This window comes from Streptomyces cupreus (assembly GCF_014257025.1).
Classification (GTDB): domain Bacteria; phylum Actinomycetota; class Actinomycetes; order Streptomycetales; family Streptomycetaceae; genus Streptomyces; species Streptomyces cupreus.
In genome coordinates, this window is the sequence record NZ_JACMSF010000028.1 from 79,903 (window position 1) to 105,258 (window position 25,356).

Consider the following 25,356-nt stretch of genomic DNA (forward strand, 5'->3'; position numbering starts at 1 on the left):
CGGTGTCCCCCAGGGCGGCCCGCTGGTTGACCGTCGGGACGTGGGTGATGGTGCGGGAGACATGGAGCCTCGCCGAGGCGATGGTCTCCGACGGTGCCCCTCCTGGCGCGGCCGGGGCCGCAACAGCCGCCCGCTGAGCGAGCCGCTGGGCCGGTTCCGGTGGTCAGCGGGTGTGGCGGCGGACCGCGTCCAGGAGCTGGTCGATGTCTTTGAGGGTGTGGGAGAAGGAGGTGACGAACCGGACGATGCCCGGTGCCCAGCGGTCGTGGTAGAAGGTGTAGCCCTCCGCGAGGAGCCCTTCGGTTGCCTGCTGGGGCAGGCGGCAGAAGAGGATGTTGGCCTGCGGGCTGCCCAGGATTTCGGTGCCGGGGATGGCCTTGAGACCGTCGCCGAGCCGGGCGGCCATGGTGTTGGCCTGGCGGGCGTTGCGCAGCCACAGACCGTCAGTGAGATAGGTGTCGAGCTGGGCTGTGTGGAAGCGCATCTTGGAGGCGAGCTGGCCGGCGCGCTTGGTACGGAAGGCGAGTTCGGTGGCCAGTGCGGGGTCGAAGGAGACGATGGCGTCGGCGGTCATCGCGCCGTTCTTGGTGGCCCCGAAGGACAGCACGTCGATGCCTGCCTTCCAGGTCATCTCGGCCGGGGTGGCGCCGAGGTGGTCCAGGGCGTTGGCGAAGCGTGCGCCGTCCATGTGGACGCGCAGTCCCGCGTCCTTGGCGATGGTGGCCAGACGGCGGATCTCGTCGAGGGTGTAGACGCTGCCGCTCTCCGTGGCCTGGCTGATGCTCACCACTGTCGGCTGCACGCTGTGCACGTCACCGGCCTTACGGCGCACCGCCTCCTGGAGCGCATCGGGGTCGATCTTGCTGTCGTCGCCGGGGACCGTGACGAGTTTGGCGCCGTGTGTGAAGAACTCCGGCGCGCCGCATTCGTCGTTGTTGATGTGACTGTCCGGGTGGCACAGCACGCTGCCCCAGGGTGGGGTCAGGGCGGCCAGGCCCAGGCAGTTCGCGGCGGTTCCGGTGGAGACCGGGAAGACGTCGACATCACGTTCGAAGATCTCGCTCAGCCTGCGGCGGACGCTGCCGGTGAAGGGGGCGTTGCCGTACGGCAGGGTGTGCCCGGCCGCCGCCGCGGCAACAGCCTGCGCTATTTCGGGCGAGGCGCCCGCCATGTTGTCGCTGATGAAGGCCAGACCGGAGGGGATGACGTCGGTGGTGGTGCTCATGGGTGGGGTTCCTTGGCTCAGGTGCTGATGGGGGAGGCGAAGACGACGGTGATGTCCACCGCCTCGGTGCCCGTGCGGTAGAAGTGCGGGGCGTCGCCGGCGAAGGCGAGCATGTCGCCGGGGCCCAGGTCCTGCGGGGCATCGACCGGCCCGGCGGTCACATGCCCGGCGGCGATGAGCAAGTGCTCGATGGTGCCGGTGGCATGGGGGACGCCGGTCAGCTCCGTGTCGGGCGGGATCCTCAGCCGCCAGATCTCCAGGCTGTTGCCGCTGCTGATGCGGCGCAGCAGCTCCCGGGCGACCTCGCCCGGTTCGGCGGGTGTGCCCGGCCGGTAGACCGGCCCGGTGTCGGCGTCGCGCGCCAGCAGGTCCGCGATCGGGATGCGCAGCGCGACGGCGATCGCGTCCAGAGTGTCGATCGTCGGGTTGCCCTTGCCCGCCTCCAGCTGCGACAGCGTGGCCTTGCTCAGCCCGGCGCGCCGGGCCATCTCCGCAGCGCTCATGCCGCGCTGCTGGCGGCGCAGACGGATCTTCGCGCCGACCGCGGCCGCGGTACTGCTCACCGGCTGCCGGCCGGACCCAGACGTCGCGGCCATCAGTGGCTCCGGTGGGTGGCGCTGCAGGACACGCGGATACGGCCCTTCTTCACCTTCAGCGTCGGCAGGATCACCCCGGCCAGAGCGCCGAGGCTGCGCACATGGGTGCCCCGGCACGGCGCGGAATGCAGTGCGTCCAGGTGCACCACGCGCCGCCCCTCACCCTCGTATCGCGCGAAGACGGGCAGGTCGTCGGCGATCGCGGCGGCCACCGCGTCCCGCAGAGCGGTGGTGGCCTCCTCCCGCCCCTCTGGGTCGGCCAGCCGGGCGTCCGGCTGTGGCGCCTGGAACTCGATGCGGGCCTGACCGGGGAAGTGGTTGTTGCTGAGCATCTCCCACCCCTGAAGGCGTCCGACCGCCTCGACCAGGTGCCCGGCCGTGTGCAGCGCGGCGTGCGTCATCCGGGCCTGCACATCGATCCGTGCCCGCACCGGGACGACCTCCGCCCCCTCCAGCCAGCCCCGGCCGGCGGGCTGGCCGCCGCCCTGCGGGTGGAACAGACAGTGCTCGACGGCAGCCCACGGCGCACCGTCCCGCTCACCTACGGCGATCACCCGTGTGTCGGCCTGATCCAGATACGTGTCATCCAGGTACGTGGCGACCTGGACGGCTCCCTGAAGCGTCTCGCTTGAATGAACCATATGTTCACTATAACGAACGAGCAGGAGATGAACAGAACGTTCAGTAAAACGAACGAGCCGAGCTGCAGACCGGCCGCCAGGGCGAGGTGTACGCATTTACTGCGGCAGCGCCGGAAGGGCAGGCATGACGATCGAACTGGAGCGTGTTGTGAAAGTGCTGGTCACAGCGTCTCGTTGAGGACTGTGACCAGCACGGTCGCCTCTGTGGCAGGCAAGTGGCTGGTCAGTGCACCAGCAGGTCGATCACGCCCGTCAGATCCTCCTCGCCGCTGCCCTCGGCCAGGCGGCGGCGCATCAGCTCGAAGTAGGGGCTGAGCAGTTGCGGGCTGACACCCTGTTCCTCGGCGGTGCTCAGGAAGGTCGGCGTGCCGGCCACCTGCATGGCGAGGTTGGAAACGACGCCGTTGGTGTAGTCGCCGCTCCGCAGATGATCGGCGGTCTGGTGAACTGCCGGGGCCATCGCGACGAGCCAGTCGACCAGCAGCGGGGCAAGCGACGCGGGGTCGATGTCCTCCTTGCGGATCAGGGCGAAGGCGTGCGCGGCCCCGGCGAACATCCCGTACATGGCACTGAGCAGGGCCACGTCGTGCAGGGCCGCGAAGCCCGCGTCCTCGCCGACGTAGGTAGTACCAACCGGGACGGCCAGGGTCTCCTGGTGCCGCTCGAACAGCCCCCGCGAGCCGCTGTAGAAGACGTAGCCGCCGGCTTCCGGGACGCCGATCATCGGAGGGACAGCCATGATCCCGCCGTCCAGGTAGTGGGCGCCGCGCTCGCGTGCCCACTCGGCGCGGGCGCGTGCCTGGGCAGGGGTGCTGGTGGTCAGGTTGACCAGGTCCCTGTCGGCCAGGTCAGTGCCGGCCAGCACCTCGTCGACCGAGGTGTCGTCCAACAGACAAACGACGATCAGGGTGTTCGCTGCGACCGCCTCAGCGGCGGTGTCCGCGACCCTTGCACCCTCGGCGGCGAGTGCCGCGGCGCGGGCTGGGGTGCGGTTCCAGACGGTGAGTGGGTGGCCGGCGGCAAGCCAGGTGCGAGCCAGCGCGGTGCCCATTGCGCCGAGGCCCAGCATCGTGACGGGAGTCTTCTCAACAGTGTTCTGTGCCATGCCGATTAGGCTGGTCGCAGGGCCGGAGGTGATCAAGTACGCACTTGGTAGTGGGTGGTTACCCCGGGGTGAGCGAGCACGTCAGAAGGGTGGGGCATGACGACGCTGAACCGGCCGGGCGCACCAGACGGACACGTCTGCGGGATCGACGCCGCGATGGAGGTGATAGGCGGCAAGTGGAAGGTGCTGATCCTCTGGGCGCTCCACGAACACCCCTACCGTCGCTTCGGCGAGCTGCGTCGGCTGCTACCGGGGATCACCGAGAAGGTGCTGGCCTCTCACCTACGTGAGCTGGAAGCGGACGGCGTCGTGCACCGCGCCTCCTACGACGAGGTGCCGCCCCGCGTCGAGTACTCGCTGACCGAGGACGGCATGCGCCTCAACGACGCACTCGAGCCGCTGGCTGCCTGGGGGCGCGAGCGGCCGACCACTCAAGCGCTGGGGAAGAAGGCAGGCTAGGGTCTGTTGTGAACGTGCTGGTCACAGCCACTCGTTGATGGCCACGACCAGCACGGTGGCTTCGTAGCGGACGGCGGGTTTGTCGTATCGAGTGGCCACCGCCCGGTGGCGTTTCAGCCGGTTGATGCCGCACGCTACGGCATGGCGTTGTTTGTAGTCGTTCTTGTCGAACTCCGGTGGTCTTCCGCCGTGGTAGCCGCGCTTTTTGCGGTTGCGGACCTGGTCGGCCTACTCGGGAATAGTGCAGCCGATCCAGCGTCCGCGTAGGTAGGAGCGGTTGGCGCGGGAGCCGTAGGCTTTGTCGGCGCGGACCTTGTCCGGCCTGGTGCGGGGCCGGCCCTGACTGGTGCGGGGGACCCGAATTTTCTCGAGCACCGGTTGGAACTGCGGACTGTCGTGCCGGTGCCCGGCCGTGATGATCAAGGACATGGGTTTTTGCCCCAGCTCGGTGGCGAGGTGAATCTTCGTGGTCAGCCCGCCGCGGGACCGCCCCAGGCCGTGGTCCTCCGGCTCGGTGTCGATGCCGCCGGGAGGCTCTTTCTGGAGATCCCCCTTTTGCGGGCGCCCGCGGCGTGCTGATGGGCGCGGCATACGGTGGAGTCCACGCTGACGTCCCAGGTGATCAAGTCCTTCGCGTCGGCCTCAGTCCGGAGCTGTTCCAGGATGGGCTTCCATGTCCCGTTGCGCTGCCATCGCCGGAACAGGTCGTAGACCCGGTCCCGCGGGCCGTATCGCTCGGGCACGTCCCGCCAGGGCGTTCCGGCGCTGGTATGCCACCGAATGCCGTCGATCAGCTGCCGCCTGGTCCATATCGGCGGCCGACCCGGCCTTTCCCCGCGCGGCAGCAGCGGCTGCAGTCGTGACCACTGTGCATCCGTCAGGTCTCCACGCGCCACAGCACATGATCATCCACAACCAAGATCCGCTTTCGCAACAGGCTCTAGTGACCGAACTCGGGAGCGGGGGCGCGCTCCAGCTGACCCGCCCGGGTGGTGACCCTGTCCGCTCCTTCGTGGCACACCGCGGCGGTCGAGCGGTACCTCACCGGCGCCGGGATCGCGAAGTCCTCCGCGCGCATCTACCGGATCTCTCTGACGACGTGGGGGGGATGATCGCTGGCGAACCGGCGCCGACCGGGCCCGCCAGCCGGGGCGCGAAGCCGCGATCGATGACCCGGCGCTGCCGGAGAGCAGGCTGCGGCCCGCGCCGACATGAGTGGCAGCGGCAGGGCTGGATCGACGGCGATCCGACGCTCGGCATAGAGCGGCTGCCAGCACCACCGGACGCACCAAGGCCCTCGCCGAGAACCAGATTGCCGAGGTCTTGGCGCATGTGCTCGAAGACCGACTCGATCCGCCAGCGCGTGCCGTACTGTTCGGCCAGGTCGTCGGCGGGGCTGTTCAGGTCGGTGCTGACCAGTGCGAGGTCGCACGGGTGGGGCGAGTCCAGATCGCGGACCAGGACGAGGCGGACCGGGAGGTCCTTGAAGGCGCCGTACCACAGGCACTCCAGTTCGGCGATCCACGCGAACTCTCAACGCGAAATCACCCGGCAGAGCAGCCGCACCTCCCTACCCAAGATCGCGCTCCTCCGCAAAGTCGAGACAAGTTCGAAGCCCCGGAATATCGCCAGGGACGGCTTCCTCACTCTGACTTCTTCAGAGGCGCACACATCATCGACGACAGCGGACAGCCCCGCGCTCTCCGGCTTCTTGTTCTACTCCCCGCATGGCGGACTCGCATCCGCCCCTGCGGGGAGTAGTTGCTTTTCGGCTTTGGTGAAGTCGCGTCCGGCCGCGGTGCACAGGGTGCGGAACCAGGTGTCGGGGTTAAGGGAGATGCTCAGGCGCCCTGTTGCAGTGAGCCAGGCGAGTTCTTTCCCAGGTTGCTGCCAGGCTGTCCCCACCTTTTCCGGTACGGAAACGGATGCGAGAAGATGGCCGGTCTTGATGCTGAAGATGTCCAGGTCAGCTGATTCTTCTGGGCCGTTGCCCGCCGCGGAGAAGAGCAGCGTATCGTCTGGGCCGAATCCGATAATCTCCTCGTCGAACGTGCTGCGGATTCTCACGTCCCCCGCGCGTGGCCGGTCTACCTTCCATATTTTCACGCCATCATCTGTCACAACAGCGAGGCGTTCTCCGCCCGAGTCGAAGACCATGAGATAAAAGGGCATTCCATACTCTTCATAGTCGTTTGATACAGCTGATACGGAGCCCACGCTCCAATGCTCTTCAACCTTCCTGGTGCGGGTGTCCCAGAGTTGGACTCGGTTGTTGGCCGTGAGGATTGCGATCTGCCCTTTGTGTCCAGGACGCGGGGCTGCGTCAAGGCACTTCGCTGCTTCGGTGCGGTCGCCGCCGTCGGCGCAGATGCCCTGGCTCTCGGTGTGCGCTGTACCGCTGGCCGCGTCGAATCGCAGCAGGGACTGCTCGGTCAGGACCATGGTTTGATCACCATCGAGGGCGACGACATCTACGATGGGCGTCTGACCGCTGCTCCATTGTGCGGTCAACCGCAGGTCCGGCAGTGAGTACGTCAGCAGCCGGGACCCATGCCAGACGACCAGGTAGCGACTGTTGGCTGTGAACGTCACCCGCACCGGGGTGTACTCTGGAAAGCCTTTCGGCTGGATTTGGTGGATTTTTTCCTCGCCGCGCACGGTCACCATCAATGGAGTATCGCCACCCACTCCTGCGCGGTAGTGACCGTCCGGGCTCTGCACCACCTGCTCACCGCTGATGCTCCCGTTCGGGGTGGGATCGAGTGCGGTGTCTTCGACTCGTCGGGCCTGCAGCACCCACCTGTCCAAGCCGATGAAGGATGTGGCCTTGACGACGTCGGCTGACTGCCGGACAACCAATAGTGAGACGGTGCCAACAGGAAGGACGGTGCCAACAGGCGGAGTCGAGAGGTGATATCGCTTCCCGTCGCGGATATCGATGAGGTTCATCGTCCCTGCGGATCCATGCTCCATCAGGTAATGGCCGCTGACATCAACATCCGGAGGGAAATCCTCGGAATTGATCCGTATCCGTGCACCGTTTCCTGTTCCACCCGGGATGGGGGTGACTCGAGCCCATCGACCCCCTTTCTCAGGTACCACAACTGTGCCGCCTCGGCTTGTGATCCCTAATGTTCGGGGGAACGACTGGACGATGTCCCCCGAGTCCAGTCGACTGACCCCCACAGCGATGCCTGTGTCGCCCAAGCCGCTTTGAACGACCAGCGACTTACCGTCATCGCTGAGAGCAGCCCTTGACACGTAATCCCAGTCGGGAACCGCAGACCGATCCACGAAGACCGCCTGCGCCCGGGCGACGTCCCAGACATGAGCTTGGGTATCACGTCCCCGGTAGGTGCCGTCGACGGCGTCTTTGTCTTGTGTGCCGCTGAGGTGAAGCAGCCGCCGCCCATCCGCACTGAAGTCGAAAGCAACGGTGTTAAGTTCGCTGCCTGCTCGCGCGGTGGACTGCGGCATGACGCGACCGGGTTTCTTCGCCTTCACGTCCCAGACCATCACCCGCCCGTCCGCGCAGGAGGCGGCGAGGTATCGTCCGTCGTCGCTCAGCGCGACGGCGACGGCATCGTCCGGAGCATTCGGAACCCGCCAGGAACGGGGGGCATGGCCGAGCAAACCAGTCCTGACAGTGATCCGCTCCGTCCGCTCCGACGGGTTTCCTTCCCGCGTCACGACCGTTTTTCCGTCAGGTGTGGCATCGAGCCGGCTAACCGGGCCGGACAACAGCGCCGGATGCACGCGCACCGCATCGCGCGCGGCCAGGTATTGGCGCAGCAGTGCCTGATATGCCTCGGGTGTGTGACCGTTACGCCAGGCGGCCAAGGCGAGTTGGATTGCCGTACCCGGCTCTGAGTCCGCCCGTGCCTCGGATTCCTCGCCGAGAGTCGCAGATGCCTGGATGCGCAACTCGTCTTGAAGCCTTGCGTTGTTGGTCAATGCGTACACGGTCAAAAGCCCGGCCACCAAGGCCAGAGCAGCAATGACTCCTGTCACGGCACGCCAGCGCCGGACACCGCGCTGCCGGTGGTGGCGGCTCAGCTCGATGTAGCGCCGCTCGTCCGCACTGATGTCGGCGGGACGCTTCGCCAGCCATTCCAGGGCCCGTTCCAGCAGCACGCCGCGCAGCAGGCTTCCGACATCCCGACAGTTCGCCTGCCATACGGCCGCGCTGCCGCGGATCTGCTCCTGCCAGGTGCGGAACTCCCGGGATTCCTCCAGCCATCCGCGCAGCCGCGGCCACTGGCTGATCAGTGCTTCATGGGCCAGATCCACCAGTTGCTCGTCCACCGGTCCGCGGTTGAGCACCACCAGCCGGGTGCGGGCCAGTGATCGGGCCACCGACTGCACGTCCGGGTCGAGGGCGTCGAGATCCGCGGGTCTGCGGGCGAAGCGACCGGCGCCGTCCGGGCGGGCGAGTTGGGCGAAGAGACGTTGGGGCGCCACTTCGCCCAACTCGGCGATGACCGGCCGCACGATGTCCTCCGCATAGGCGGACAGGGCACCGCCGACACCGCCGAGGGCGTCGTAGACGTCATGGGTCAGCAGGGAGGCTTGGTGCTCCTCCCACAGCCTGGTCAGGACAAACTCCACCAGCGGCAGATAGCCGGGCTCCGAGCCGGCGTCATCGACGATGCGCTCGGGCAGGCCCGGTTCGAAGGCGAGTCCGGGGACGCGGGCGGTCGGCGCAGTGACGGCGCGCAGCAGAGCCTCTCGCCCAGGCGGGGCAAGGAACTGCACGCCCTCGCCGAGCAACCGGTCCGTGGCCGGTTCCAGGAGTCCGTCCAGGGAGCCGGGGCGCAGGGTGGCTACGATGCGGTGCCTTCTGGGGTCGGTGAGGCGCGCTGCCCCGCCCATGGCGATGACCAGGCTGAGGAGTCTGCGGGCTTCGGCGGGGTCGGCGCTGGCCACCTCTTCCAGCTGGTCGAGGAAGAGTACGTTGCCTGCGGGACCGCCGCGCTCCAGTAGTTCCTCTCCCAGGAGAGCGGCGACCTCGCAGTCTGCGTCCCCGCCCCCCTCGCTGAGCCGGGCGGCCAACTGTTCCAGCCGGGGACTGTGCTCGGCGGTCGTGTCCAGGCTGCTGAGCAAGGCATGGGCGAGTGCGCTGATAGGGCGCGCGCCCTGCACCGGCCGGAAGGTGATGACCGTGAAGCCCTTGTGCCGTAACGCCGGGATGACCCCTGCCCGCACCAGAGAGGACTTGCCGCTGCCGGATGGTCCGACGACCGCCACGACGGGGTGCTGGAGCACGGCATCCGCCACCCGCCCCGTCTCCTCCTCCCGGCCGTAGAAGAATTCCTCGTCCTCCTCGCGGAACGGCTCGAGACCGCGGTAGGGACACCTGCGCAGACCAGGCTGCATGTCGAGCAATGCAGCCGACGGAATGAGATACGCGGTGGAGGTCGGTGATCCCCGCTCGACCGCGACCGTCATCCCGATGACGCCGCCCAGCTCCGCATCCCACACGGGCGATCCGCTGTAGCCGCGACCGATACGGGGGCGTGAGCCGTCTTCGTCCATGGCCACCCACCCCGCCCCGACCGCGGCGCGCAGCCGCCCCGTGGCCCACACTCCCTGATCGCCGCCGCGCGGGAAGCCGAGCACCCGGAAACGGTGATCCCACACATCGTCCGCGCTGACCAGCGGAACGGATTGACCGGGTCCGGGCAGTTCTTCAGGGAGTCTGAGGAGGGCGATATCGCCGCTGTCGTCATTCCCCACCATCTGCCAGGCGGCGACATGAGTCTCGTACCGTGGAATCGGCCGAACACCGTCGGCGAGGAGGGGGAAGTCCAGGAGCACCCGGCCGCTCGGAGGCTTCGCCTCGGTCTCGGCCCCGGACACGCCCAATGCCTGCGCGACGACGTGAGCGCAGGTGCACACCGTGTCCGGAGCGATCAGGAAGCCGACCCCGACCACGTCCCCGGCCGCGTTGCGCAGCCGGGCCACGGCCGGCCCGAGGCGCTGGACCATGTCGGTCATGAGGCTGTGGGCCCGGAAGCGAGGTCATTGGTGTGATTGGCCCACCGCACACTCACCGTGAAGTTGGCCTCGGTCGCGGCACGGGCGACGACGACCCCGGCTTCCGCCGTGAGTTTGATCCCGAACTCGACCGTCACCTCGTCCGGCGCGTGCGCCAGCCCTCGCGTGGTGGCGAATACGGCTTCCAGGGCCGGGCGCATCCGGGTGAGAGCCTGCTGGAGGGTATCGGCGCTGCTTCGCACAGCGTCGGCGGCCCGGCCAACCCTGTCGACTCCGCCTGGTTCTTCTCCGGAGACCTCAAGCAGCAGCACGCTGCCGTCGTCGAGCGGTAACTCTCCAATGTACGGCACGTACAAGCCTCCCTGCGCACGCGTCGGCCGCGGCGCCTTTCCTCTCCGGGGGGTGTGGTGGCAGATCCTAGCCACGGACCGCATCCGGGTGTGGTCGGCGACGGACTCATCCCTGCACCCGCCGCACGCAGCTAGACCCACGCCTGTTTGCCATGAGCCAGACAGGCTAGGCGGTGAGACTGCAGGTGGCGCGGGGGATGATCCTGTGTCCCGCCCCCGAGGGGGCTCTGGGAAGTTCGTACGAGCCGGTCAAATGAGCCCCTTCAGACATCACCCGATCGGGTCTCGACTTTGCGGAGGAGCGCGATCTTGGGGAGGGGTTGCGGCTGCTCTGCCGGGTGGTTCGCGTTGAGCTTAGGGCGCCCGGGGCGAATGTGAAGAACCATCAGCGGTGCTGAACAACCGCCTCGAGACGTTCTGCCACCTGGCGGCCGGGATGGCCGCCCAGACCGGCCGGCAGACGGTCACCGGGATGCTGACCGGGCGGGACTGGCGCGGTGGTGGCCGCATGGCAGGGCGCATGCCTTCTTCTCCCGGGCCTCCCGGGCCTCCTGGGGCCCCGGTCAGCTCGGCCTGCGCCTGGCCAGGACCGTCGTCGAGGCCCTGCTGCCGGCCAACGCGGCGATCCTGGTCGTCGTCGACGACACCCTGCTGCACCGCGCCGGCAAGAAGGTCTTCGGGGCACTGTGGGCCCACGACGGATCCGGGCGGGGCAAGGACAAGCTCGGGTTCGGCAACACCTGGGTGATCGCCGCCGTCGTGGTCCGCCTGCCGTTTTTACCAAGCCGGTCACACTGCGGTGGCCGCCCGCCTGTGGCGCGGCAGGGCCACCGTTTCCCGCACCGATCCGGCCCTTGAGATGGTCCACGACCGGGCCGCGCTCTTCCGGTGCCGCACCACGTCACCGGCGATGCCGCCTACCACTCCGGCAAGGTCGCCGGCCTGCCCGGATCTGTCACCTTCACCACCCGGCTGCCACGCAACGCCGCCCTGTTCGGGCCGACCCCGCCTCGGACCAACAAGCGCGGTCGGCCCCGCAAGAGGGGCACCGCACTCGGCCCGCTCACCGCCCTCGCCAAGGCGGCAACCTGGCGTCTGACGGTCGTGGAGCGCTACGGGCGCACGGAGTTCGCGTGGATCACCGAACTGGAGTGCCTGTGGTACGGCGCTTTCAAGGACCTCCCGGTCCGCCTCGTCCTGGTCCGCGATCTGGACTCGCCCAACCCGTACGACCTCGCACTGGTCAGCACCGACCTGCGAAGCGGGTCGTGATCGACCTGTCCGCCGGCGCGACGACTACCCGAAGCCACCGGGCGAGCCCGTTCACCGTCACCTTTACGCCCAGGGTCCGCCCTCTCCAGCCCTCAGCCCGAACCCCATCGACGGTCTGGCAGCCAAACTCCGCCGCGGCCCGCACGAACACCTCCTGGAGGAGCTGGAGATCAGCTTCAGAGGGCTCCCACATCGGCTGACCCCGCAACTGGCCGAGTTGGAGCTGCTCACCGGGCACCCTGTGCGCAGCGAGTACAAGAGCTCGCACTCAGTCAGCGTGTCGGGTCGGCTCTGCTCCGGTCTGGACAAGAAAGTCAGTCAGCACGTCGGCAAGCCGTTCGGGCTGGTCCTCAGGGATGAGGGTGGACGAGGCAGCGATCTCGATGAGCCGGCCCTGCGGGTACAACTCGGCCAGGCGGGGGCCGTGCTCACGCGGCATCAGTCTGTCCTCGGTCGCCCAGACGACCAGTACCGGGCGGTCGAATTCACGCAGTCGCTCGCTCCAGGCGAGCAGTGTCTCGCGGTCGGGTGCACCGGCGGCGAACTTGGCGAGGTCCTTGCGAATGGCCCTACTGAGGGTGGCGGGAGCGAACCAGTCGTCCATGATCTCGTCGGGGATCCCGCGCAGGCTCATCCCACCGTATCCGGCCCGGTTGTGGCGGAACGCGGGGATGCCCATGAGTCGGGTCAGGAGCCAGACGCCGCCGGGGACCCTGCATACCTGGGCCATCGCCTTGGCGGGTCCGGGGGGAAAGTTGTCGAAGGCCTCGCAGGCCACCAGCACCAGGCGCGCGAGCCGCTGGGCCCGACCTTCCGACACCAGGAACTGGCCCCCGCCCCAGTCGTTGAGGACGAGGGTCACCTGGTCCAGGCCGAGCCGTTCGATGAACTCACCCAGGAGCCGGGCGACACCGCGCTGGGACAGGTCGGCATCCGGGTTCATCGGCTGGCGGTGACCGCCGAGGGGCAGCGTAGGCAGGACACAGCGGTATCCGTCCAGCAGCGGGACCACCTTGCGCCACTGGGTCTCGTTCATCGGCATACCGTGGCCGAACACCAGCACTGGCCCTTCACCGCCGGTGTCCTGGTAGTCAACCGGTCCGGACGACAGCTCGATCCTCGGCATCAAACCCCCATTTGATAGATTGTTCTACTGTAATCTTGGAGGCCTGAAGAGTTGAGGGCAATGGGACAATCGGACACGCGAGCCAGGATCCAGGGTGCTGCCACGATGCTCTTCCGTCGCCACGGCTACTCAGCGACCGGCCTCAAGCGGGTCGCGACAGAGGCAGAAGCGCCGTTCGGCTCGATCTATCACTTCTTCCCCGGTGGCAAGCAGCAACTGGCCGAGGACATGATCCGCACGTCCGGACCCGAGTACGGCCGAATGGTGTTGGCTGTGCTGGACAGTGTGCCGGACCCTACCGAATCCCTCGTGCACGCCTTCGAGGCAGCCGCGGACGACCTTGCCGCGGCCGACTACGCCGACGCATGCCCGATCGGGACGGTGGCATTGGAGGTTGCCAGCAGCAATGAGGTGCTGAGGGCCGCGACGGCAGAGGTCTTCGAGGAGTGGGTCGACAACGCGGCGCAGTGGTTCGGCCGTTGGGTGGTCGACCCAACGGCGGCGCGATCACTCGCCTACTCGATGATCATGATGCTTGAGGGGGCGTTCATGCTCAGCCGGGCTGCTCGTGATCCGGAACCGCTGCGGGTGGCCGGCCGATCGATGGCCGAGTTGCTGCGCACAACTGTCGCGCAGGCACAGCAGCGGTGACGGCAGGGTGCCCGTCACCGCCGTCCGCCATACGCTGCCGCCCTGGAGACCATCGCCGCGCTTGAGCCACTCGCCGATGCCGGCGACAAACGCTACGTCACACCTGGCGTGACACTCACCGAGTGTGAGGAGTTGCCGCAGACGGTGTTACCGCAGCTGCCGCGCCAGCGCCGCGGCCCATGCCCGTTTCGGCAGCTTCGCAGGGGTCTCCGGCGCGCTCTGCTCCACCTCGGGACCCAACCCGGCCGCCTCCCCCCACTACACCCCCGTCCCGGCTGGGTACCCGGAAACGGCATGGCTGCTTTCGCCACCGTGCTGCCTTGTGGCAGGGACATTCGAGGAGCGGAACATGAGCGTCGAGCGTGGCAAGAGGATCGTGGTCACAGGAGCCACCGGGAATGTGGGAACGAGCGTCGTCCGGGCCTTGAGCGAGTCGGGCGAGGTGTCGTCCGTGGTGGGTCTGGCACGTCGTGTGCCCGCGTGGTCGCCGGACAAGACCGAGTGGGTGCGGGTGGACGTGTCGAGCGATGAAGGGCGGCTCGCAGAGATCTTCAGCGGCGCCGATGCCGTCGTACATCTGGCCTGGCGCATGCAGCCGACGCGCGATCAGGTGGCCACGTGGCGGACCAACGTCCTGGGCAGTGTCTCGGTCTTCCAGGCGGTCACCGAGGCGAACGTGCCCGTTCTGGTGTATGCGTCGTCGGTCGGCGCGTATGCGCCGGGTCCCAAGGACAGGGCCGTGGACGAGACATGGCCTACTCACGGGTGGCCGACGGCGGCGTACTGCCGGGAGAAGGCGTATGTCGAGCGGGTACTGGACGGCTTCGAACAGAGCAACCCGGGCGTACGGGTGATCCGTATGAGGCCCGCGTTCATGTTCAAGCGGGAGGCTGCGAGCGAGCAGCGGCGTATCTTCGGCGGGCACTACCTGCCGGGGCCTCTCGCCCGTCCCCATCTGCTGCCGTTCGTGCCGGACGTCCCCGGCCTGAGGTTCCAGGCACTGCACACCGACGATGCCGCGCGCGCGATCCGGATCGCGCTGACCTCCGAAGCACGCGGGGCTTTCAACCTGGCGGCCGAACCGCCTCTCGATGCCGAGGTCCTCGGCGAGCTGTTCCATGCGCGGGCCGTTCGCCTGCCGGCGACCGCAGCGCGCTCCGGGCTGTCCGCGGCGTGGGCCCTACGGCTGGCAGCCGTGCCTCCGCAGTTGTTCGATGCCGTGGTCAGAATCCCGTTGATGGACTGCACCCGTGCCCGCGTCGAGCTCGGCTGGGTACCGGAGCACACCGCGACCGAGGCTCTGAAGGAGATGCTGCGCGGTGTCCGGGAAGGCTCGGGAATGGATACGCCGCCATTGGTCGGGCACAAGGCGAGCTGAAATCCCCCGCGCTGAGGTACCCGAGGGCGGCAGATATCCGTCGCGGAAAGTGAAGGGAGCTCGTCATGGCCCAGCGCGTGCGCGACATCATGACCAGCAGTCTCGTGACCGTGGAACCGCAGGCGTCGGTGACGGCCGTGGCCCGGCTGATGCGGGACGAGGACGTGGGTGTCGTCCTCGTGACGCAGGACGATCATCTGCGGTGTGTCGTGACCGATCGCGATCTGGTGGTGCGTGCCTGCGCGGACGGTGCGGACCCCGAGCAGACGACTGTGATGCGCGCGAGCAGTGAGGACCTGGTGACCATCACTCCGGACGACACCATCGACCGAGCGGTCAAGCTGATGCGCGAGCACTCCATCAGGCGTCTGCCGGTCGTCGAGGACGACGACCGGCCCGTCGGCATCGTCTCCTTGGGGGACCTGGCGATCGAGCGGGACCAGAGGTCGGCTCTGGGAGACATCAGCGCCGCACGTCCCAACACGTAGGCCGCACAGGCCGACGCACCGTCGGGAGGCCGGGGCCGGGCGACGCCACTAGCGCCCGGTCCCGGCACCGACCCCGGAACGTCGATGACCTTCGTGGGCGGTGATCGTCGCGACGGCCGTCGTCAGTTGCCTCTGCAGGGGATCCGGCAGGGGCGGTCCCTTCACGGTGGTCACCACGCCCTCGGCCAGGCGGTGCAACTTGGTGTTGGTGTTCTGGGAGGCCATGACCAGCACGTTCCACGCTTCGTCGGCGCTCAGGTTGAAGGAAGCCATCAGGATGCCACGGGCCATGTCGATCTCCGGCCGGGTCTGCATGGCTCGGCGGAGGTGGGCGACTTCCGAACGGAGGCCGACGCCCGCGTCGTGGGGCGGCTCGGCCGGCGGTGGCGAATGGCCCGTGTCCTTCTCTTCCGTCCCGGAGGCAGGTGCGAAGAGGGCGTGGGTGTCCGTGAGGGCCAGGAGTCGTTCCACCACGGTACTGGTGGCGGTGACCAGGAGCGTCTTGCCCTGGGCGAGTGCTTGCCGACGGACGCTCAGCAACACGCTCAGCGCGGACCAGTCCCAGAACTCCAGGCCGCTGAGGTCGAGGTCCACGCCCTCGCCGGCTCCGCCGAGGGCTGTGTGCAACGTTCGTTCGAGCGCCTCGCCGCCTTCGAGATGCAGCACTCCGGTCACCGTGACGAGCACGCGCTCGCCGTCCCGTGTGGCGACGCATGTACTCATCGGCAACGGCGTGCAGTCGGTACCAGTGGTCGACCCTGCTTCACCGTGCGGTATGGGCATGTCTCTCCAGGGTGCTCGCGTGTCCTCCCTGTCCGTCCAGGGTTGCGCCCCACTCCAGATACGTCAAGGTATACGCGAATTTAAATTCGCTCTTTTGAACACCCGAATGGTAGGTCATAGGATTTGACCCATGGTTGGAGTAGACGGAGTGCCTGCGCCACACACTGGATGGACGTTCCTCACCAGTCACGCTCGGGTTCTCGCCTCGATCGCCGACAACCGCAGTGTGCGGGTGCGTGACATCGCAGCGCGTTGTCGGCTCACCGAACGAGCGGTTCAGAAGATCATTTCGGATCTGGAGCAGGATGGTTACCTCTCCCACACCCGCCATGGCCGCGGCAACATCTACCGGATCGACCCGAGCAAGATCTTGCGCCACCCTGCCGAGGCCGATCTGACGGTTGCTTCGCTCCTTGCCATGCTGGCCAGGGACGAGGCCGAACGCCTGGGCGTCGTCGAGGAGTCCCACTCCGAATCCTGAGCGCGCGGCAGCGAGGTGCCACCGGACGCGGAGGCCGCGCATGCCTGAGGTGGACGCCGAACGTGTCCGCCGCGACCGCCACGGCCATGGACGCTGCCGATCATGTGGCTTGAGTCTCTCCCCACGGGAGGGTCCGGAGTCGGGGTCATGAGCACCACTGATCTCGATGGACGCCTCGCCGCGGTAGCGGGCGCAAGCAAGGGAGCCGCGCTGCCGGTCCTGAAGGTGCTGGATGCGGGGACCGTGCCGACGTCGACGAGCGCGTACTCCTCAGCCCTCCACGCCCGTGGCGCCGTGGGCCGCTCCCACCGGTTTCGACTCCGGGGAGCCTCGTTGCCGCAGGTAGATCGACAACACCGCCATCGAGGCGACGGCGAGCAGTTCGGACTGCCAGTTCTGCAGGGTACGGTTCCAGAAATCGGCCCCGCCCAGGTAGTCGGCCCAGCTCTGCTGGGCCTGCAACTGCCGTAGCCGCTGTTCGTTGTAGGCGGTGACGCCGGTGATCGACTGCACCAGCCAGGACAGCAGGAAGATCGTCCCCATGACCAGAAGCAGTGAGTGCGAGTAGACCGCCTGTCGCCAGCCGCCGGCCCCGGCCCACTTGGGTGAGCTCTTCTTGGCGTAAGCGCCGACCAGTTGCTCCTCGTCGGACTCGGTGCCGCCCTTGCGCAGTTCCTTGGACTCCGGGGAGCCGCGTTGCAGCAGCCAGACGGTCACGCCGATGTAGAGGAAGAACTGCAGGTACTCCGACTGCCAGTTCTCGGACACATCGACGGCGAAGTCGGATGTGGCGACGTATTCGCCGAACGAGACCTGCTGGAGCTGGTCCGTCGCCATCCGGTTGTTGAAGTCGGCGTGGCCCGCGATCGCCTGCCCGACCAGCGCCAGCAGGAACGTGACGATGAAGAACAGTCCGAGCCCGTTGTCCCGCACGAAGCCGCGCAGGCCCCGGTGCTTCGGCGGGGTAGCCCGGCCCGAGTGCTCGGTCATCGGTGCATCAGCCCCAGGGAGGCCAGATAGACGAGACCGACCGCGATGATCCCGACGACGACGCAGAACATGACCCTCACAGCTCACCCGCCCTTGATCTTGCACTGGTACGGCTGCTGCGGCCGCTGCTCGCAGTCGGCGGCCACGGCCTTCCAACCGGAGGTGAAGTGGGAGAGGAAGAGGGTGTCGGTGGACAGCACCGCCCGCGCCTGGTTGCCGTACACGTCCGCCCGCCGTACGGCACCGCCCGGCGTCGGCGGCTCCGCACGCAGCGCCTGCGCACACGGGCTGCCGGCCGACTGCTCCAGTTCCTCCAGGGTCCCCGGCGCGAGAAGGGCGCACACCCGGTCGTACGCCCCCGCACCCAGCGACGCCTGGAACAAGGCCGCGGTGTCACGTACGTGGGCCTGCCGTTCCGCCACTGTGCCGCACCCGCCGACGCCTGCGACGGTCAGCAGGACGCACGCCGCCACATCCCACGCTCGCCCGGCCATCGACCCACCTCCTACCGCAGTACACCGCAACGAGCCCTGCCCGGGCGGGCTACCGCGCCCCGGCATTACCTCACCCGGCCGACTGACAGCGTTCCGGAGCCGCGTCGGAGCGCGCAGGGTCTGTGGGTGGCAGGCGGTGGCGAGGTCGAGCAGGTCGTCGGCGCCGGTGGCTTGGGCGGCCTGGGCGAGCGTCTCCTTTCTCTCCCGCGGGCTCGGTGGGCCGTCGTCGGCGGGGTCGGGCAGGTGGAGGCCAGGTCCTTCGGCCCGAGCCGGCCGCGGTTCACCCGGTCCTGGGCGCGGCCCCGCATCCCGACGATCCGCCCGCCGGCGACGGCGAGGTCCATCACGTCCCCGTTGGAGTGCAGCAGCGACGCCGTCCGCACCCAGCGCTGCACCGCGTCGGCCGTCCCGCCCGCCCGCAGAAACGAGTCGACCCGGGCCGGGCACCGCTCATGGGTGCCGTACGAGGTGCGCTCGCCCCAGGGCTGTGCGATCCGGTCCACCTCCGGCCGGCATCATCGACCTCCGTGTCTGTCGCACCGGTTCGGACCGTGCACGCCCGTCCCGTCGTCCCGTGCTTTCCGATCTGCGGTCCCGAACCGTCAGAGGCTGGTGCCCGGGTCCTCCGGCCGGATGCGTCCGCGCCAGCCGCGACCGGTGCCGCCGGCCTCGACGTAGTCCTTGAACCGGCCCAGGTCTCCCTTCACCCGCCGGTCGATCATGCCGAGCGCGTCGGCGCCCTTCTCGGCGATACCGGTGGGCTCGACTTCCATCGTGAGTTCCACCCGGGTGTGCGTCTCGTCGAGGCGCTTGAAGCGGACCGAGCCGCGCTGCTGGGTCTCACCGCCGACGGTCCGCCAGGTGATCCTGTCGTCCGGCAGCTGGTCCACGATTTCCGTGTCGAACTCGCGCCGCACCCCTCCGATGCTGATGGTCCAGTGGTTGTGCTGGTCGTCGAGCTGCGTGACCTCGTCGACGCCCTCCATGAAGTTCGGGAACTCCTCGAACTGAGTCCATTGGTCGTACGCCCGGCGGAGCGGAACCTCCACGTCGACCGTTTCCTTGACCGTGCTCATGGGCCCTCCTGGTCTGCTCTCGGTGTGCCGACCGCGGTGGGCAGGTCGGCCTCCTGTGCGGGGCACCGGGTACCCGGGAAACCCGACGTAAAAGACCATCGGGGTCCAACGCTCAGAGAGTGCGCCAAGGCTCGTACTGGCTCGAAACCGCGCCACCCGGCGCCCCGGCTCCCCCACCGACCGATGACCTCACCGTCGACGTCGCCGTGGTCGGCGGCGGTATCGCCGGACTCAGTACGGCCTGCGTGGACACGGAGATCGGAGGGGCATGGGAGCGGATCCGTCGATCGTGAGGGTTGTCCGTCACGCCGCCTCGGCGGCGGCGAGCACCTCGTCCGCGAAGGGCTTGTCGAGGGCCGCGTGGACCAGGCCGTCCGCCAGGCGGGGCAGTTCGCGACCGGCGACGAAGCCGCCCAGTTTCTCCGGCGAGTCCGGCAGTCCGAGCCGCCTGGCACCGTCCAGGGCCTTGCGGTCGATGTAGGGCGCGAATTCCGGCCAGACGCCCTGCACGTCCCGCAGAAAGATGTCGGTCCCGGTGGGCCCGATCCCAGGTATGTCCGACAGGGCCTTCGGCGGGTCGGGTTCCTCACGAAGGCTACGCAGATCGCCGCCGTAGCGTTCCAGGAGCAGCTCGGCTCCGTTGCCGAGCATGGTCGACGTCCGCTCGTCGTAGCGGCGATAGCCGCCCTTGCCGAGTGCGTCGACCCGTTGCTGCCAGGACGCGTCCGCCATCGACCGCGGGTCGCGCAGCCCGGCAGCGAACAGTTCCCTCGCCGCCGCCACAGCGATGTCGCCCCTGATGCGGGCGCTGAGGAGAATCGCCAGCACGAGCGTCTGGTACAGCGGGGCCGGGGTGTTGCGCAACTGGATGCCGGCCTGCGCCGTATAGGTGCGCTCCTGTCGTTCGAGCAGTGCGCGTACTACTGCCTTGCCGGTCGTGTCGGACGCCTTCTTCTTCCGGGGCGTCTGCGTCCCCTTGGTCTTCGTGGTCATCGCCTTGCCACCGACTCAACGCTTCACCGGATTTCCTCCATGCACCGTCCCTGCGCCTTCCGTGTACCCGACCCGGTCCCGTCGATGCCGTCGTTTGTCGCCCCGGGGCACGGGAACACGGTCGCCATGGCCAGCAGCAGCGGCAAGTCCTGGAAACCCGTCTCGGGTGACTCGTTGGAAAAGTGCCGAGGCAAGCGCAGGCCCATACGCAGTGGCCGCACCTCGACGAACTCTCCGAGGACGCCGAGGACGAGACGTAGCCCTGATCTGTGACACGACGGAATGCGAGAAGGGAACAGCGGGAAAGGACGGACGAGGGCTTATGGCCGCCAAACCCCTGGAAGGCCCCTCTTCCGAGCGGGTGCGTTCCGCTGAGGCCGCCCTGCGCCGCCGTGTCGACGGCGAGGTGCGCTTCGACGCCGGCAGCCGCGGCGCGTACTCAACGGACGGCTCCAACTACCGGCAGGTGCCCGTCGGCGTCGTGGTGCCGCGCAGCATCGAGGCGGGCGCGGAGGCGATCGCGGTCTGTGCCGAGTACGGCCTCCCTGTGCTCTCCCGGGGTGGCGGGACCTCGCTCGGCGGGCAGTGCACCAACCACGCGGTGATCGTCGACTGGACCAAGTACTGCCATCGCCTGCTCTCGGTGGACGAGGACAACCGCACCTGCGTCGTCGAGCCGGGCATCGTCCTCGACGAGCTGAACCGGCAGTTGTCGCCGTACGGTCTGAAGTTCGGGCCGAAGCCGTCCACGCACGGCCAGTGCGCGCTCGGCGGCATGATCGGCAACAACTCGTGCGGCGCGACGGCACAGGCGTACGGCAAGACGGCCGACAACGTACGCCGACTGGAGATCCTCACCTATGACGGTGCGCGCTGCTGGACCGGCCCGACTACGCAGCGCGAGTACGAGGAGATCCTCGCCGCCGGCGGTCGGCGTGCCGAGCTCTATAGAGGCATGCGCGACATCGCCAACCGGTACTTGGGCGACATCCGCCGGGGCTTCCCGCAGATTCCGCGGCGGGTGTCGGGATACAACCTGGATGCCCTGTTGCCCGAGCACGGCTTCGACGTCGCCCGGGCGCTGACCGGCAGCGAGGGCACGCTCGTCGCCGTGCTGCATGCCGAGCTCGAACTGGTGCCGGTGCCGGCCGCGGAGGCGACGCTCGTACTCGGGTATCCCGACATCTTCGCCGCCGCCGACGATGTCCCGCGCCTGCTGGCGCACTGCGACCCCGTGATGCTGGAGGCGGTCGACGGCCGGATGGCCCAGCTGATGCGCGAGGAGCGCGTCCACCTCGACTCCCTCGACCGCTTCCCGGACGGCGACAGCTGGCTCCTGCTGCAATTCACCGGCGACTCCACGGACCAGGCCGACGACTTGGCCCGGCAGCTGCTGCGCGCGGTGGGCCGCGGCGAGCACGACACCTCCGTCGCCTTCAGCGACGACCCCGCACGCGAGGAGCAGCTGCTCAAGGCGCGCGAGGCCGGGCTCGGCGTCACGGCGCACCCGCCGGACGACCGCGAGACGTGGGAGGGCTGGGAGGACTCCGCCGTCCCTCCGGAGCGGCTCGGCGCCTATCTGCGCGACCTGGAGGGGCTGTTGACCGAGTTCGGTTACGGACTGTCGTCGCTGTATGGGCACTTCGGCCAGGGTTGTGTGCACACCCGTATCCCCTTCGATCTGCGATCGGCCGAGGGTGTCGTGGAGTTCCGGCGCTTTCTGGAACGCGCGGCCGACCTGGTGAGCTCCTACGGCGGATCCCTGTCGGGCGAACACGGCGACGGGCAGGCGCGTGGAGAGCTCCTGGTGCGCATGTTCGGTGAGCGGCTGGTGGGTGCGTTCGGCGAGCTGAAAGCGCTGTTCGACCCGGACGAGCGGATGAATCCCGGCAAGGTCGTACGGCCGCGCCCGATCGATGCCGGCCTTCGGCTCGGCGCGCAGTGGCATCCGACAGAGCATGCAACGTACTTCAGCTACCCGCACGACGAGGGCCGCTTCGACCGGGCGGTGCTGCGGTGTGTCGGGATCGGTCAGTGCCGGAGCCACTCCGGAGGGGTGATGTGCCCCTCCTACCGGGGGACACTCGAAGAGGAGCACTCCACGCGCGGCCGGGCGCGCCTGCTCTTCGAGATGCTGGGCGGCCACCCCGACTCGGCGGTCCGCGACGGCTGGCGGTCGACCGAGGTCCGTGACGCGCTCGACCTGTGTCTGGCCTGCAAGGGGTGTAAGTCCGACTGCCCGGTCGGCGTCGACATGGCCACGTACAAGGCCGAGTTCCTGGCCCACCACTACGCCGGGCGGCTGCGGCCCGCCGCTCACTACGCACTGGGCTGGCTGCCGTTGTGGGCACTGCTGTCCAGGCCGGCACCGCGGGTGGTCAACGCGGTCCTGCACGCGCCCGTGCTGTCCGACGTCGGCAAGCGGCTCGCCGGCGTGGCCGCGCAGCGCGATGCGCCGCTGCTGGCCGAGCGGTCCTTCGGCCAGTGGTGGCGCGAGCAGCGCGGGCCGCAGCCGCGAGCGGGAGATCCGCACGCCGTCGTCCTGTGGCCCGACACGTTCAGCAACTACTTCCACCCGCACGTCGCCCAGGCCGCAGCGCGTGTCCTGCAGGACGCGGGATTCCGCGTCGCCGTACCCACCGAGCCGCTGTGCTGCGGCCTGACCTGGATCTCCACCGGCCAGCTCGGCACCGCGCGCCGTGTGCTGCGGCGGACGCTGCGCGCCCTGGGACCGTGGCTGGAGGCCGGCACCCCGGTCGTGGTCCTGGAGCCCTCCTGTGCCACCGTCTTCCGGGCCGACGCTCCCGAGTTGATGCCCGAGGACCCGCAGGTGCGGCGGCTGGCCGACATGACCAAGACCCTCGCCGAGGTGCTGCTCGACCGGGCTCAGGACAGCTGGCGGCCCCCGCACCTCGCCCGCACCGCCGTCGTCCAGCCCCACTGCCATCAGCACGCGGTCCTGAAGTTCGACGCGGACACCGAACTCATGCGCTGGGCCGGGATCGACGCCGACGTACTGGACGTGGGGTGCTGCGGACTCGCGGGGAACTTCGGGTTCGAACGCGGTCACCACGAGCTGTCGATGCGTATCGGCGAGCTGGGTCTGCTCCCCGCCGTCCGCGAGGCCGCGCCGTCCGCGCTGGTCGTCGCCGACGGCTTCAGCTGCCGGACGCAGATCGAACAGGGCGGCACGGGCCGACGTGCCATGCATCTGGCCGAGGCCCTCGCCATAGGCCTCGACGGCCCGGCACCCGCCGACCATCCGGAGAAACTGGGCGCCCCGCGAGAGACACCCCGGCCGGCCGATGCACGCCGGGCCGCCGCGGCGACCGCCACCGGGGCGCTGGCCGCGGCGGGCGGCGTCACGGCGAGCGCCGTCCGCCACCTGTCGGCGCGCCGCAGGAAGCGCATGTAGGACGGGCCGCGTCCTCGGCAACGGCGGGCCAAGGGCCAAGGCGACCGGGCAGGCGGGCAGGCGGGCAGGCGGGCAGGGCAAATCGTCGAGTCCGAGGACGGTAGGAGTCTCGCGGAACTCGAGCGACCGGGACGCCCGTGCGAGACGGCACGGGCCTCTGCCTGGTTTCAGGACCAGCCTGCGGGAATGCGTACGGTCGTCATGGTGGGCATGAGCGGGCGGCCCCCGGGGCAGTCGCCGGGGCCCGGGAAAGCTCCTCCACGCGCAGGTGGGTCGCTCACTTCCCGCCGAGTGCCTGCTTCAGCTGACTCTTGTTCATGTCCGAACGACCGTGGATGTTGCGCCGCTTGGCCTCCTCGTAGAGCTGGTCGTAAGTGGGTCCCTGGGAGCCTTTCCCGGACCGCTGGCCGCCCCGCCTGCCTGAGGACATGTCCTGGGTGGACGTGCGGCTGGCCCTCTCCGACTCGCCGGCGCGGGCGCGTTCCTTGTTGACCGTGCGCGCCGCGATCTCCTTGGCCCGCTCAGGGCTCTCACCCCGATCCTGGGCGCTCTTCTTGATGTGCTCGTATTGGCGTTCCCGTTTCGGGCTCGAACCGGCCGGCATGTGGGTCACTCCTCTCACAGTCGCCGTCCGAGTACCCACATCCCGGCGCCAGCGCTCCAGCCGGGCGACCTTCCGCTGCTCCCCCGCCGCCCAGGAGCCCAGGGCCGGGCGGTGCGGTTGTCGTACGAGCCGGTGTCGACAGTCCGCCCGGTGCGGCCACGTCCCTCGTCAGGTCCGTGCTGCCGGTGGCGGCAACCGCGAGGGCGGCGACGTGGCTATGCGGAAGCGGGGCGACGCTGTCCTGGTCGGCAAGGGGGCCGGTTCCGGAACGGCCGGAAGGGGCGCCCGAAGGAGGCGCCGCCGACTGGATTCCAGAGCTGCGACCGAGAGCCACGGCCGTGACCGGCTCCCCGCTGCCTGCCGGATGAGGCTCCAACCGGCGGCAGTGCACTCTGTGTTCCCCCAGAGCGCCTGCCCACCTTGCCGTCGGCCTGGACTGAGGACATGTTCGCGCCGTCTGGCGTGGTCAGTGCCCCCGATACACCGCTGGCCCCGCTCAGCGTTCCGCGACAGCGGGAACGAGCTGATGGCCCGGTTGTCCGCGGCTGTCCGGGACAACGCCTCGCCTCGTACGACGTGCCCCGTCAGTCCGTCGTCAGGAGCCCTCTCGCCGGTCACCGCGACGCGCCCCCGGTCCGTGGCGTCGGGGGCGCTGAGGAGTCAGGGGCTGGAGCTCTGGCTCACTGGGTGTAAAAGGTGGCGTCGGCCCGGTCGGTCGCCGTGCTGAGGGTCTGCACGTTCAGCAGGTAGTTGTAGTGGCGGATGTAGCGGCCCGGGAAGTTGTACGACTCGTAGGAGACACCGGCCGAGTCCGCCTGGCCGGCGCGGGCGGTGAAGGAGGCGTCGCTGCGGAACTGGGACGTCCCGTCGTTCTTCTCCACCCGCACCTCGAAGTTCTTGTGGCGCAGGTAGTAGCCGGGGAAGTTGGCCGACTCCAGGGAAACGGTGCCGCTGCCGGCGAGACCAGTGACCGTGCGGAACTGCGAGTCCGCCAGCGGGGAGACGTTCGGCTCGATCCTGGCGCGGTACTCCCAGTGCCGGATGAACCGGTCGGGGAAGTTGTACGAGGACAGGCGGATCGGGGTGAGACCGTCGGCGACCGGGATGCCGAAGTCGGGTGTGCCGTCGGCCTTCCAGTAGATCTTCTGGACGCGGGTGCGGCGGTTGGGATCGTTGAGGGGATCGCCGCTGATGTCCCAAGTTGCCTGTTGCTGCGCCGTGTCGGCCTGGCC

At 68.8% G+C, this 25,356-nt stretch carries 23 protein-coding genes and 2 pseudogenes; 9 read left to right on the top strand and 16 right to left on the bottom strand.

Annotation, left to right across the window (positions count from 1 at the left end):
* Positions 1–163: 163 nt before the first annotated feature.
* From H4N64_RS24575 to H4N64_RS24590, 4 genes are all read right to left on the bottom strand, one after another.
* Positions 164–1,225, bottom strand: coding sequence for a threonine aldolase family protein (locus H4N64_RS24575; protein WP_186284577.1), 1,062 nt, complete (start codon positions 1,223–1,225; stop codon positions 164–166).
* Between the two features lie 17 nt (positions 1,226–1,242).
* Entirely contained in the window at positions 1,243–1,821 is a 579-nt protein-coding gene (locus tag H4N64_RS24580; protein ID WP_186284578.1) for a helix-turn-helix domain-containing protein, read from the bottom strand.
* Positions 1,821–2,462 (bottom strand): alanyl-tRNA editing protein, encoded by a 642-nt coding sequence (locus H4N64_RS24585; protein ID WP_186284579.1) that lies wholly within the window; start codon positions 2,460–2,462, stop codon positions 1,821–1,823. The genes H4N64_RS24580 and H4N64_RS24585 overlap by 1 nt, the downstream gene beginning before the upstream one ends.
* 223 nt (positions 2,463–2,685) lie before the next feature.
* On the bottom strand, positions 2,686–3,567 hold the full coding sequence (locus H4N64_RS24590) for an NAD(P)-dependent oxidoreductase (protein ID WP_186284580.1): 882 nt from the start codon (positions 3,565–3,567) through the stop codon (positions 2,686–2,688).
* A gap of 96 nt (positions 3,568–3,663) precedes the next feature.
* Between H4N64_RS24590 and H4N64_RS24595 the strand changes: the two genes are divergently transcribed.
* Complete coding sequence (locus H4N64_RS24595) at positions 3,664–4,026, top strand: winged helix-turn-helix transcriptional regulator (RefSeq protein WP_186284581.1); 363 nt, start codon at positions 3,664–3,666, stop codon at positions 4,024–4,026.
* A gap of 21 nt (positions 4,027–4,047) precedes the next feature.
* On the opposite strand, the pseudogene H4N64_RS24600 reads toward H4N64_RS24595, so the two are convergent.
* From H4N64_RS24600 to H4N64_RS24610, 3 genes and pseudogenes are all read right to left on the bottom strand, one after another.
* Positions 4,048–4,922: pseudogene (locus tag H4N64_RS24600) on the bottom strand (IS5 family transposase).
* 820 nt (positions 4,923–5,742) lie between these two features.
* Positions 5,743–10,023, bottom strand: a complete 4,281-nt coding sequence (locus tag H4N64_RS24605; protein ID WP_186284582.1) for an nSTAND1 domain-containing NTPase — start codon at positions 10,021–10,023, stop codon at positions 5,743–5,745.
* Entirely contained in the window at positions 10,020–10,373 is a 354-nt protein-coding gene (locus tag H4N64_RS24610; protein ID WP_186284583.1) for a CU044_2847 family protein, read from the bottom strand. Before H4N64_RS24610 ends, H4N64_RS24605 begins: the two co-directional genes overlap by 4 nt.
* 489 nt (positions 10,374–10,862) lie before the next feature.
* Between H4N64_RS24610 and H4N64_RS46855 the strand changes: the two genes are divergently transcribed.
* Both H4N64_RS46855 and H4N64_RS24620 read left to right on the top strand, forming a co-directional pair.
* A complete protein-coding gene (locus H4N64_RS46855) occupies positions 10,863–11,231 on the top strand; it encodes a transposase (RefSeq protein ID WP_418896291.1) in 369 nt (122 codons plus the stop codon).
* 30 nt (positions 11,232–11,261) lie between these two features.
* On the top strand, positions 11,262–11,645 hold the full coding sequence (locus tag H4N64_RS24620) for a hypothetical protein (RefSeq protein WP_186284584.1): 384 nt from the start codon (positions 11,262–11,264) through the stop codon (positions 11,643–11,645).
* A gap of 268 nt (positions 11,646–11,913) precedes the next feature.
* On the opposite strand, the gene H4N64_RS24625 is transcribed toward H4N64_RS24620, so the two are convergent.
* Positions 11,914–12,771: an alpha/beta fold hydrolase gene (locus H4N64_RS24625; RefSeq protein ID WP_186284585.1), complete on the bottom strand. Its 858-nt coding sequence runs from the start codon at positions 12,769–12,771 to the stop codon at positions 11,914–11,916.
* A 105-nt stretch (positions 12,772–12,876) separates the two neighbouring features.
* On the opposite strand from H4N64_RS24625, the gene H4N64_RS24630 reads away from it, so the two are divergent.
* From H4N64_RS24630 to H4N64_RS24640, 3 genes are all read left to right on the top strand, one after another.
* The gene (locus tag H4N64_RS24630) at positions 12,877–13,422 is read left to right on the top strand and encodes a TetR/AcrR family transcriptional regulator (RefSeq protein WP_260859942.1); all 546 of its coding nucleotides are present in this window, start codon (positions 12,877–12,879) and stop codon (positions 13,420–13,422) included.
* A gap of 349 nt (positions 13,423–13,771) precedes the next feature.
* Positions 13,772–14,800 (top strand): NAD-dependent epimerase/dehydratase family protein, encoded by a 1,029-nt coding sequence (locus tag H4N64_RS24635; RefSeq protein ID WP_186284587.1) that lies wholly within the window; start codon positions 13,772–13,774, stop codon positions 14,798–14,800.
* A 65-nt stretch (positions 14,801–14,865) separates the two neighbouring features.
* A complete protein-coding gene (locus H4N64_RS24640) occupies positions 14,866–15,288 on the top strand; it encodes a CBS domain-containing protein (RefSeq protein ID WP_186284588.1) in 423 nt (140 codons plus the stop codon).
* A gap of 48 nt (positions 15,289–15,336) precedes the next feature.
* On the opposite strand, the gene H4N64_RS24645 is transcribed toward H4N64_RS24640, so the two are convergent.
* Entirely contained in the window at positions 15,337–16,011 is a 675-nt protein-coding gene (locus H4N64_RS24645) for an ANTAR domain-containing protein (protein ID WP_186284589.1), read from the bottom strand.
* Positions 16,012–16,201: 190 nt separating this feature from the next.
* Between H4N64_RS24645 and H4N64_RS24650 the strand changes: the two genes are divergently transcribed.
* The gene (locus H4N64_RS24650) at positions 16,202–16,552 is read left to right on the top strand and encodes a helix-turn-helix transcriptional regulator (RefSeq protein ID WP_186284590.1); all 351 of its coding nucleotides are present in this window, start codon (positions 16,202–16,204) and stop codon (positions 16,550–16,552) included.
* A 270-nt stretch (positions 16,553–16,822) separates the two neighbouring features.
* Here the strand turns inward: H4N64_RS24650 and H4N64_RS24655 are convergent, their stop codons facing one another.
* From H4N64_RS24655 to H4N64_RS24670, 4 genes and pseudogenes are all read right to left on the bottom strand, one after another.
* Positions 16,823–17,542: a DUF6766 family protein gene (locus H4N64_RS24655; RefSeq protein ID WP_186284591.1), complete on the bottom strand. Its 720-nt coding sequence runs from the start codon at positions 17,540–17,542 to the stop codon at positions 16,823–16,825.
* 83 nt (positions 17,543–17,625) lie between these two features.
* Positions 17,626–18,036, bottom strand: a complete 411-nt coding sequence (locus tag H4N64_RS24660) for a hypothetical protein (protein ID WP_186284592.1) — start codon at positions 18,034–18,036, stop codon at positions 17,626–17,628.
* A gap of 251 nt (positions 18,037–18,287) precedes the next feature.
* Positions 18,288–18,539: pseudogene (locus tag H4N64_RS24665) on the bottom strand (nitrate reductase); the annotation flags it as partial.
* Positions 18,540–18,638: 99 nt separating this feature from the next.
* On the bottom strand, positions 18,639–19,112 hold the full coding sequence (locus H4N64_RS24670; RefSeq protein ID WP_186284593.1) for an SRPBCC family protein: 474 nt from the start codon (positions 19,110–19,112) through the stop codon (positions 18,639–18,641).
* 119 nt (positions 19,113–19,231) lie between these two features.
* Between H4N64_RS24670 and H4N64_RS46210 the strand changes: the two genes are divergently transcribed.
* The gene (locus H4N64_RS46210; RefSeq protein ID WP_186284606.1) at positions 19,232–19,405 is read left to right on the top strand and encodes a hypothetical protein; all 174 of its coding nucleotides are present in this window, start codon (positions 19,232–19,234) and stop codon (positions 19,403–19,405) included.
* Positions 19,406–19,415: 10 nt separating this feature from the next.
* Here H4N64_RS46210 and H4N64_RS24680 read toward each other — a convergent pair whose 3' ends face one another.
* On the bottom strand, positions 19,416–20,105 hold the full coding sequence (locus tag H4N64_RS24680) for an HhH-GDP family DNA glycosylase (protein ID WP_260859943.1): 690 nt from the start codon (positions 20,103–20,105) through the stop codon (positions 19,416–19,418).
* 322 nt (positions 20,106–20,427) lie between these two features.
* Between H4N64_RS24680 and H4N64_RS24685 the strand changes: the two genes are divergently transcribed.
* Positions 20,428–23,520: an FAD-binding and (Fe-S)-binding domain-containing protein gene (locus H4N64_RS24685; protein ID WP_186284594.1), complete on the top strand. Its 3,093-nt coding sequence runs from the start codon at positions 20,428–20,430 to the stop codon at positions 23,518–23,520.
* Positions 23,521–23,797: 277 nt separating this feature from the next.
* On the opposite strand, the gene H4N64_RS24690 is transcribed toward H4N64_RS24685, so the two are convergent.
* Positions 23,798–24,124, bottom strand: coding sequence for a plasmid stabilization protein (locus H4N64_RS24690; protein ID WP_186284595.1), 327 nt, complete (start codon positions 24,122–24,124; stop codon positions 23,798–23,800).
* A 680-nt stretch (positions 24,125–24,804) separates the two neighbouring features.
* Positions 24,805–25,356: AbfB domain-containing protein (locus tag H4N64_RS24695; protein ID WP_186284596.1), on the bottom strand; the 552-nt coding region annotated here is incomplete at its 5' end.

What these genes read in the sequence shown, in the direction of transcription:
- H4N64_RS24640 (WP_186284588.1), top strand. Translation starts at nt 14,866, where the DNA reads ATGGCCCAGCGCGTGCGCGACATCATGACCAGCAGTCTCGTGACCGTG.
- H4N64_RS24680 (WP_260859943.1), bottom strand. Translation starts at nt 20,105, where the DNA reads ATGACCACGAAGACCAAGGGGACGCAGACGCCCCGGAAGAAGAAGGCG.
- H4N64_RS24690 (WP_186284595.1), bottom strand. Translation starts at nt 24,124, where the DNA reads ATGCCGGCCGGTTCGAGCCCGAAACGGGAACGCCAATACGAGCACATC.
- H4N64_RS24580 (WP_186284578.1), bottom strand. Translation starts at nt 1,821, where the DNA reads ATGGCCGCGACGTCTGGGTCCGGCCGGCAGCCGGTGAGCAGTACCGCG.
- H4N64_RS24585 (WP_186284579.1), bottom strand. Translation starts at nt 2,462, where the DNA reads ATGGTTCATTCAAGCGAGACGCTTCAGGGAGCCGTCCAGGTCGCCACG.
- H4N64_RS24605 (WP_186284582.1), bottom strand. Translation starts at nt 10,023, where the DNA reads ATGACCGACATGGTCCAGCGCCTCGGGCCGGCCGTGGCCCGGCTGCGC.
- H4N64_RS24685 (WP_186284594.1), top strand. Translation starts at nt 20,428, where the DNA reads ATGGCCGCCAAACCCCTGGAAGGCCCCTCTTCCGAGCGGGTGCGTTCC.
- H4N64_RS24595 (WP_186284581.1), top strand. Translation starts at nt 3,664, where the DNA reads ATGACGACGCTGAACCGGCCGGGCGCACCAGACGGACACGTCTGCGGG.
- H4N64_RS24650 (WP_186284590.1), top strand. Translation starts at nt 16,202, where the DNA reads ATGGTTGGAGTAGACGGAGTGCCTGCGCCACACACTGGATGGACGTTC.
- H4N64_RS24635 (WP_186284587.1), top strand. Translation starts at nt 13,772, where the DNA reads ATGAGCGTCGAGCGTGGCAAGAGGATCGTGGTCACAGGAGCCACCGGG.
- H4N64_RS24645 (WP_186284589.1), bottom strand. Translation starts at nt 16,011, where the DNA reads ATGAGTACATGCGTCGCCACACGGGACGGCGAGCGCGTGCTCGTCACG.
- H4N64_RS24575 (WP_186284577.1), bottom strand. Translation starts at nt 1,225, where the DNA reads ATGAGCACCACCACCGACGTCATCCCCTCCGGTCTGGCCTTCATCAGC.
- H4N64_RS24590 (WP_186284580.1), bottom strand. Translation starts at nt 3,567, where the DNA reads ATGGCACAGAACACTGTTGAGAAGACTCCCGTCACGATGCTGGGCCTC.
- H4N64_RS24630 (WP_260859942.1), top strand. Translation starts at nt 12,877, where the DNA reads ATGCTCTTCCGTCGCCACGGCTACTCAGCGACCGGCCTCAAGCGGGTC.
- H4N64_RS24655 (WP_186284591.1), bottom strand. Translation starts at nt 17,542, where the DNA reads ATGACCGAGCACTCGGGCCGGGCTACCCCGCCGAAGCACCGGGGCCTG.
- H4N64_RS24625 (WP_186284585.1), bottom strand. Translation starts at nt 12,771, where the DNA reads ATGCCGAGGATCGAGCTGTCGTCCGGACCGGTTGACTACCAGGACACC.
- H4N64_RS24660 (WP_186284592.1), bottom strand. Translation starts at nt 18,036, where the DNA reads ATGGCCGGGCGAGCGTGGGATGTGGCGGCGTGCGTCCTGCTGACCGTC.
- H4N64_RS24670 (WP_186284593.1), bottom strand. Translation starts at nt 19,112, where the DNA reads ATGAGCACGGTCAAGGAAACGGTCGACGTGGAGGTTCCGCTCCGCCGG.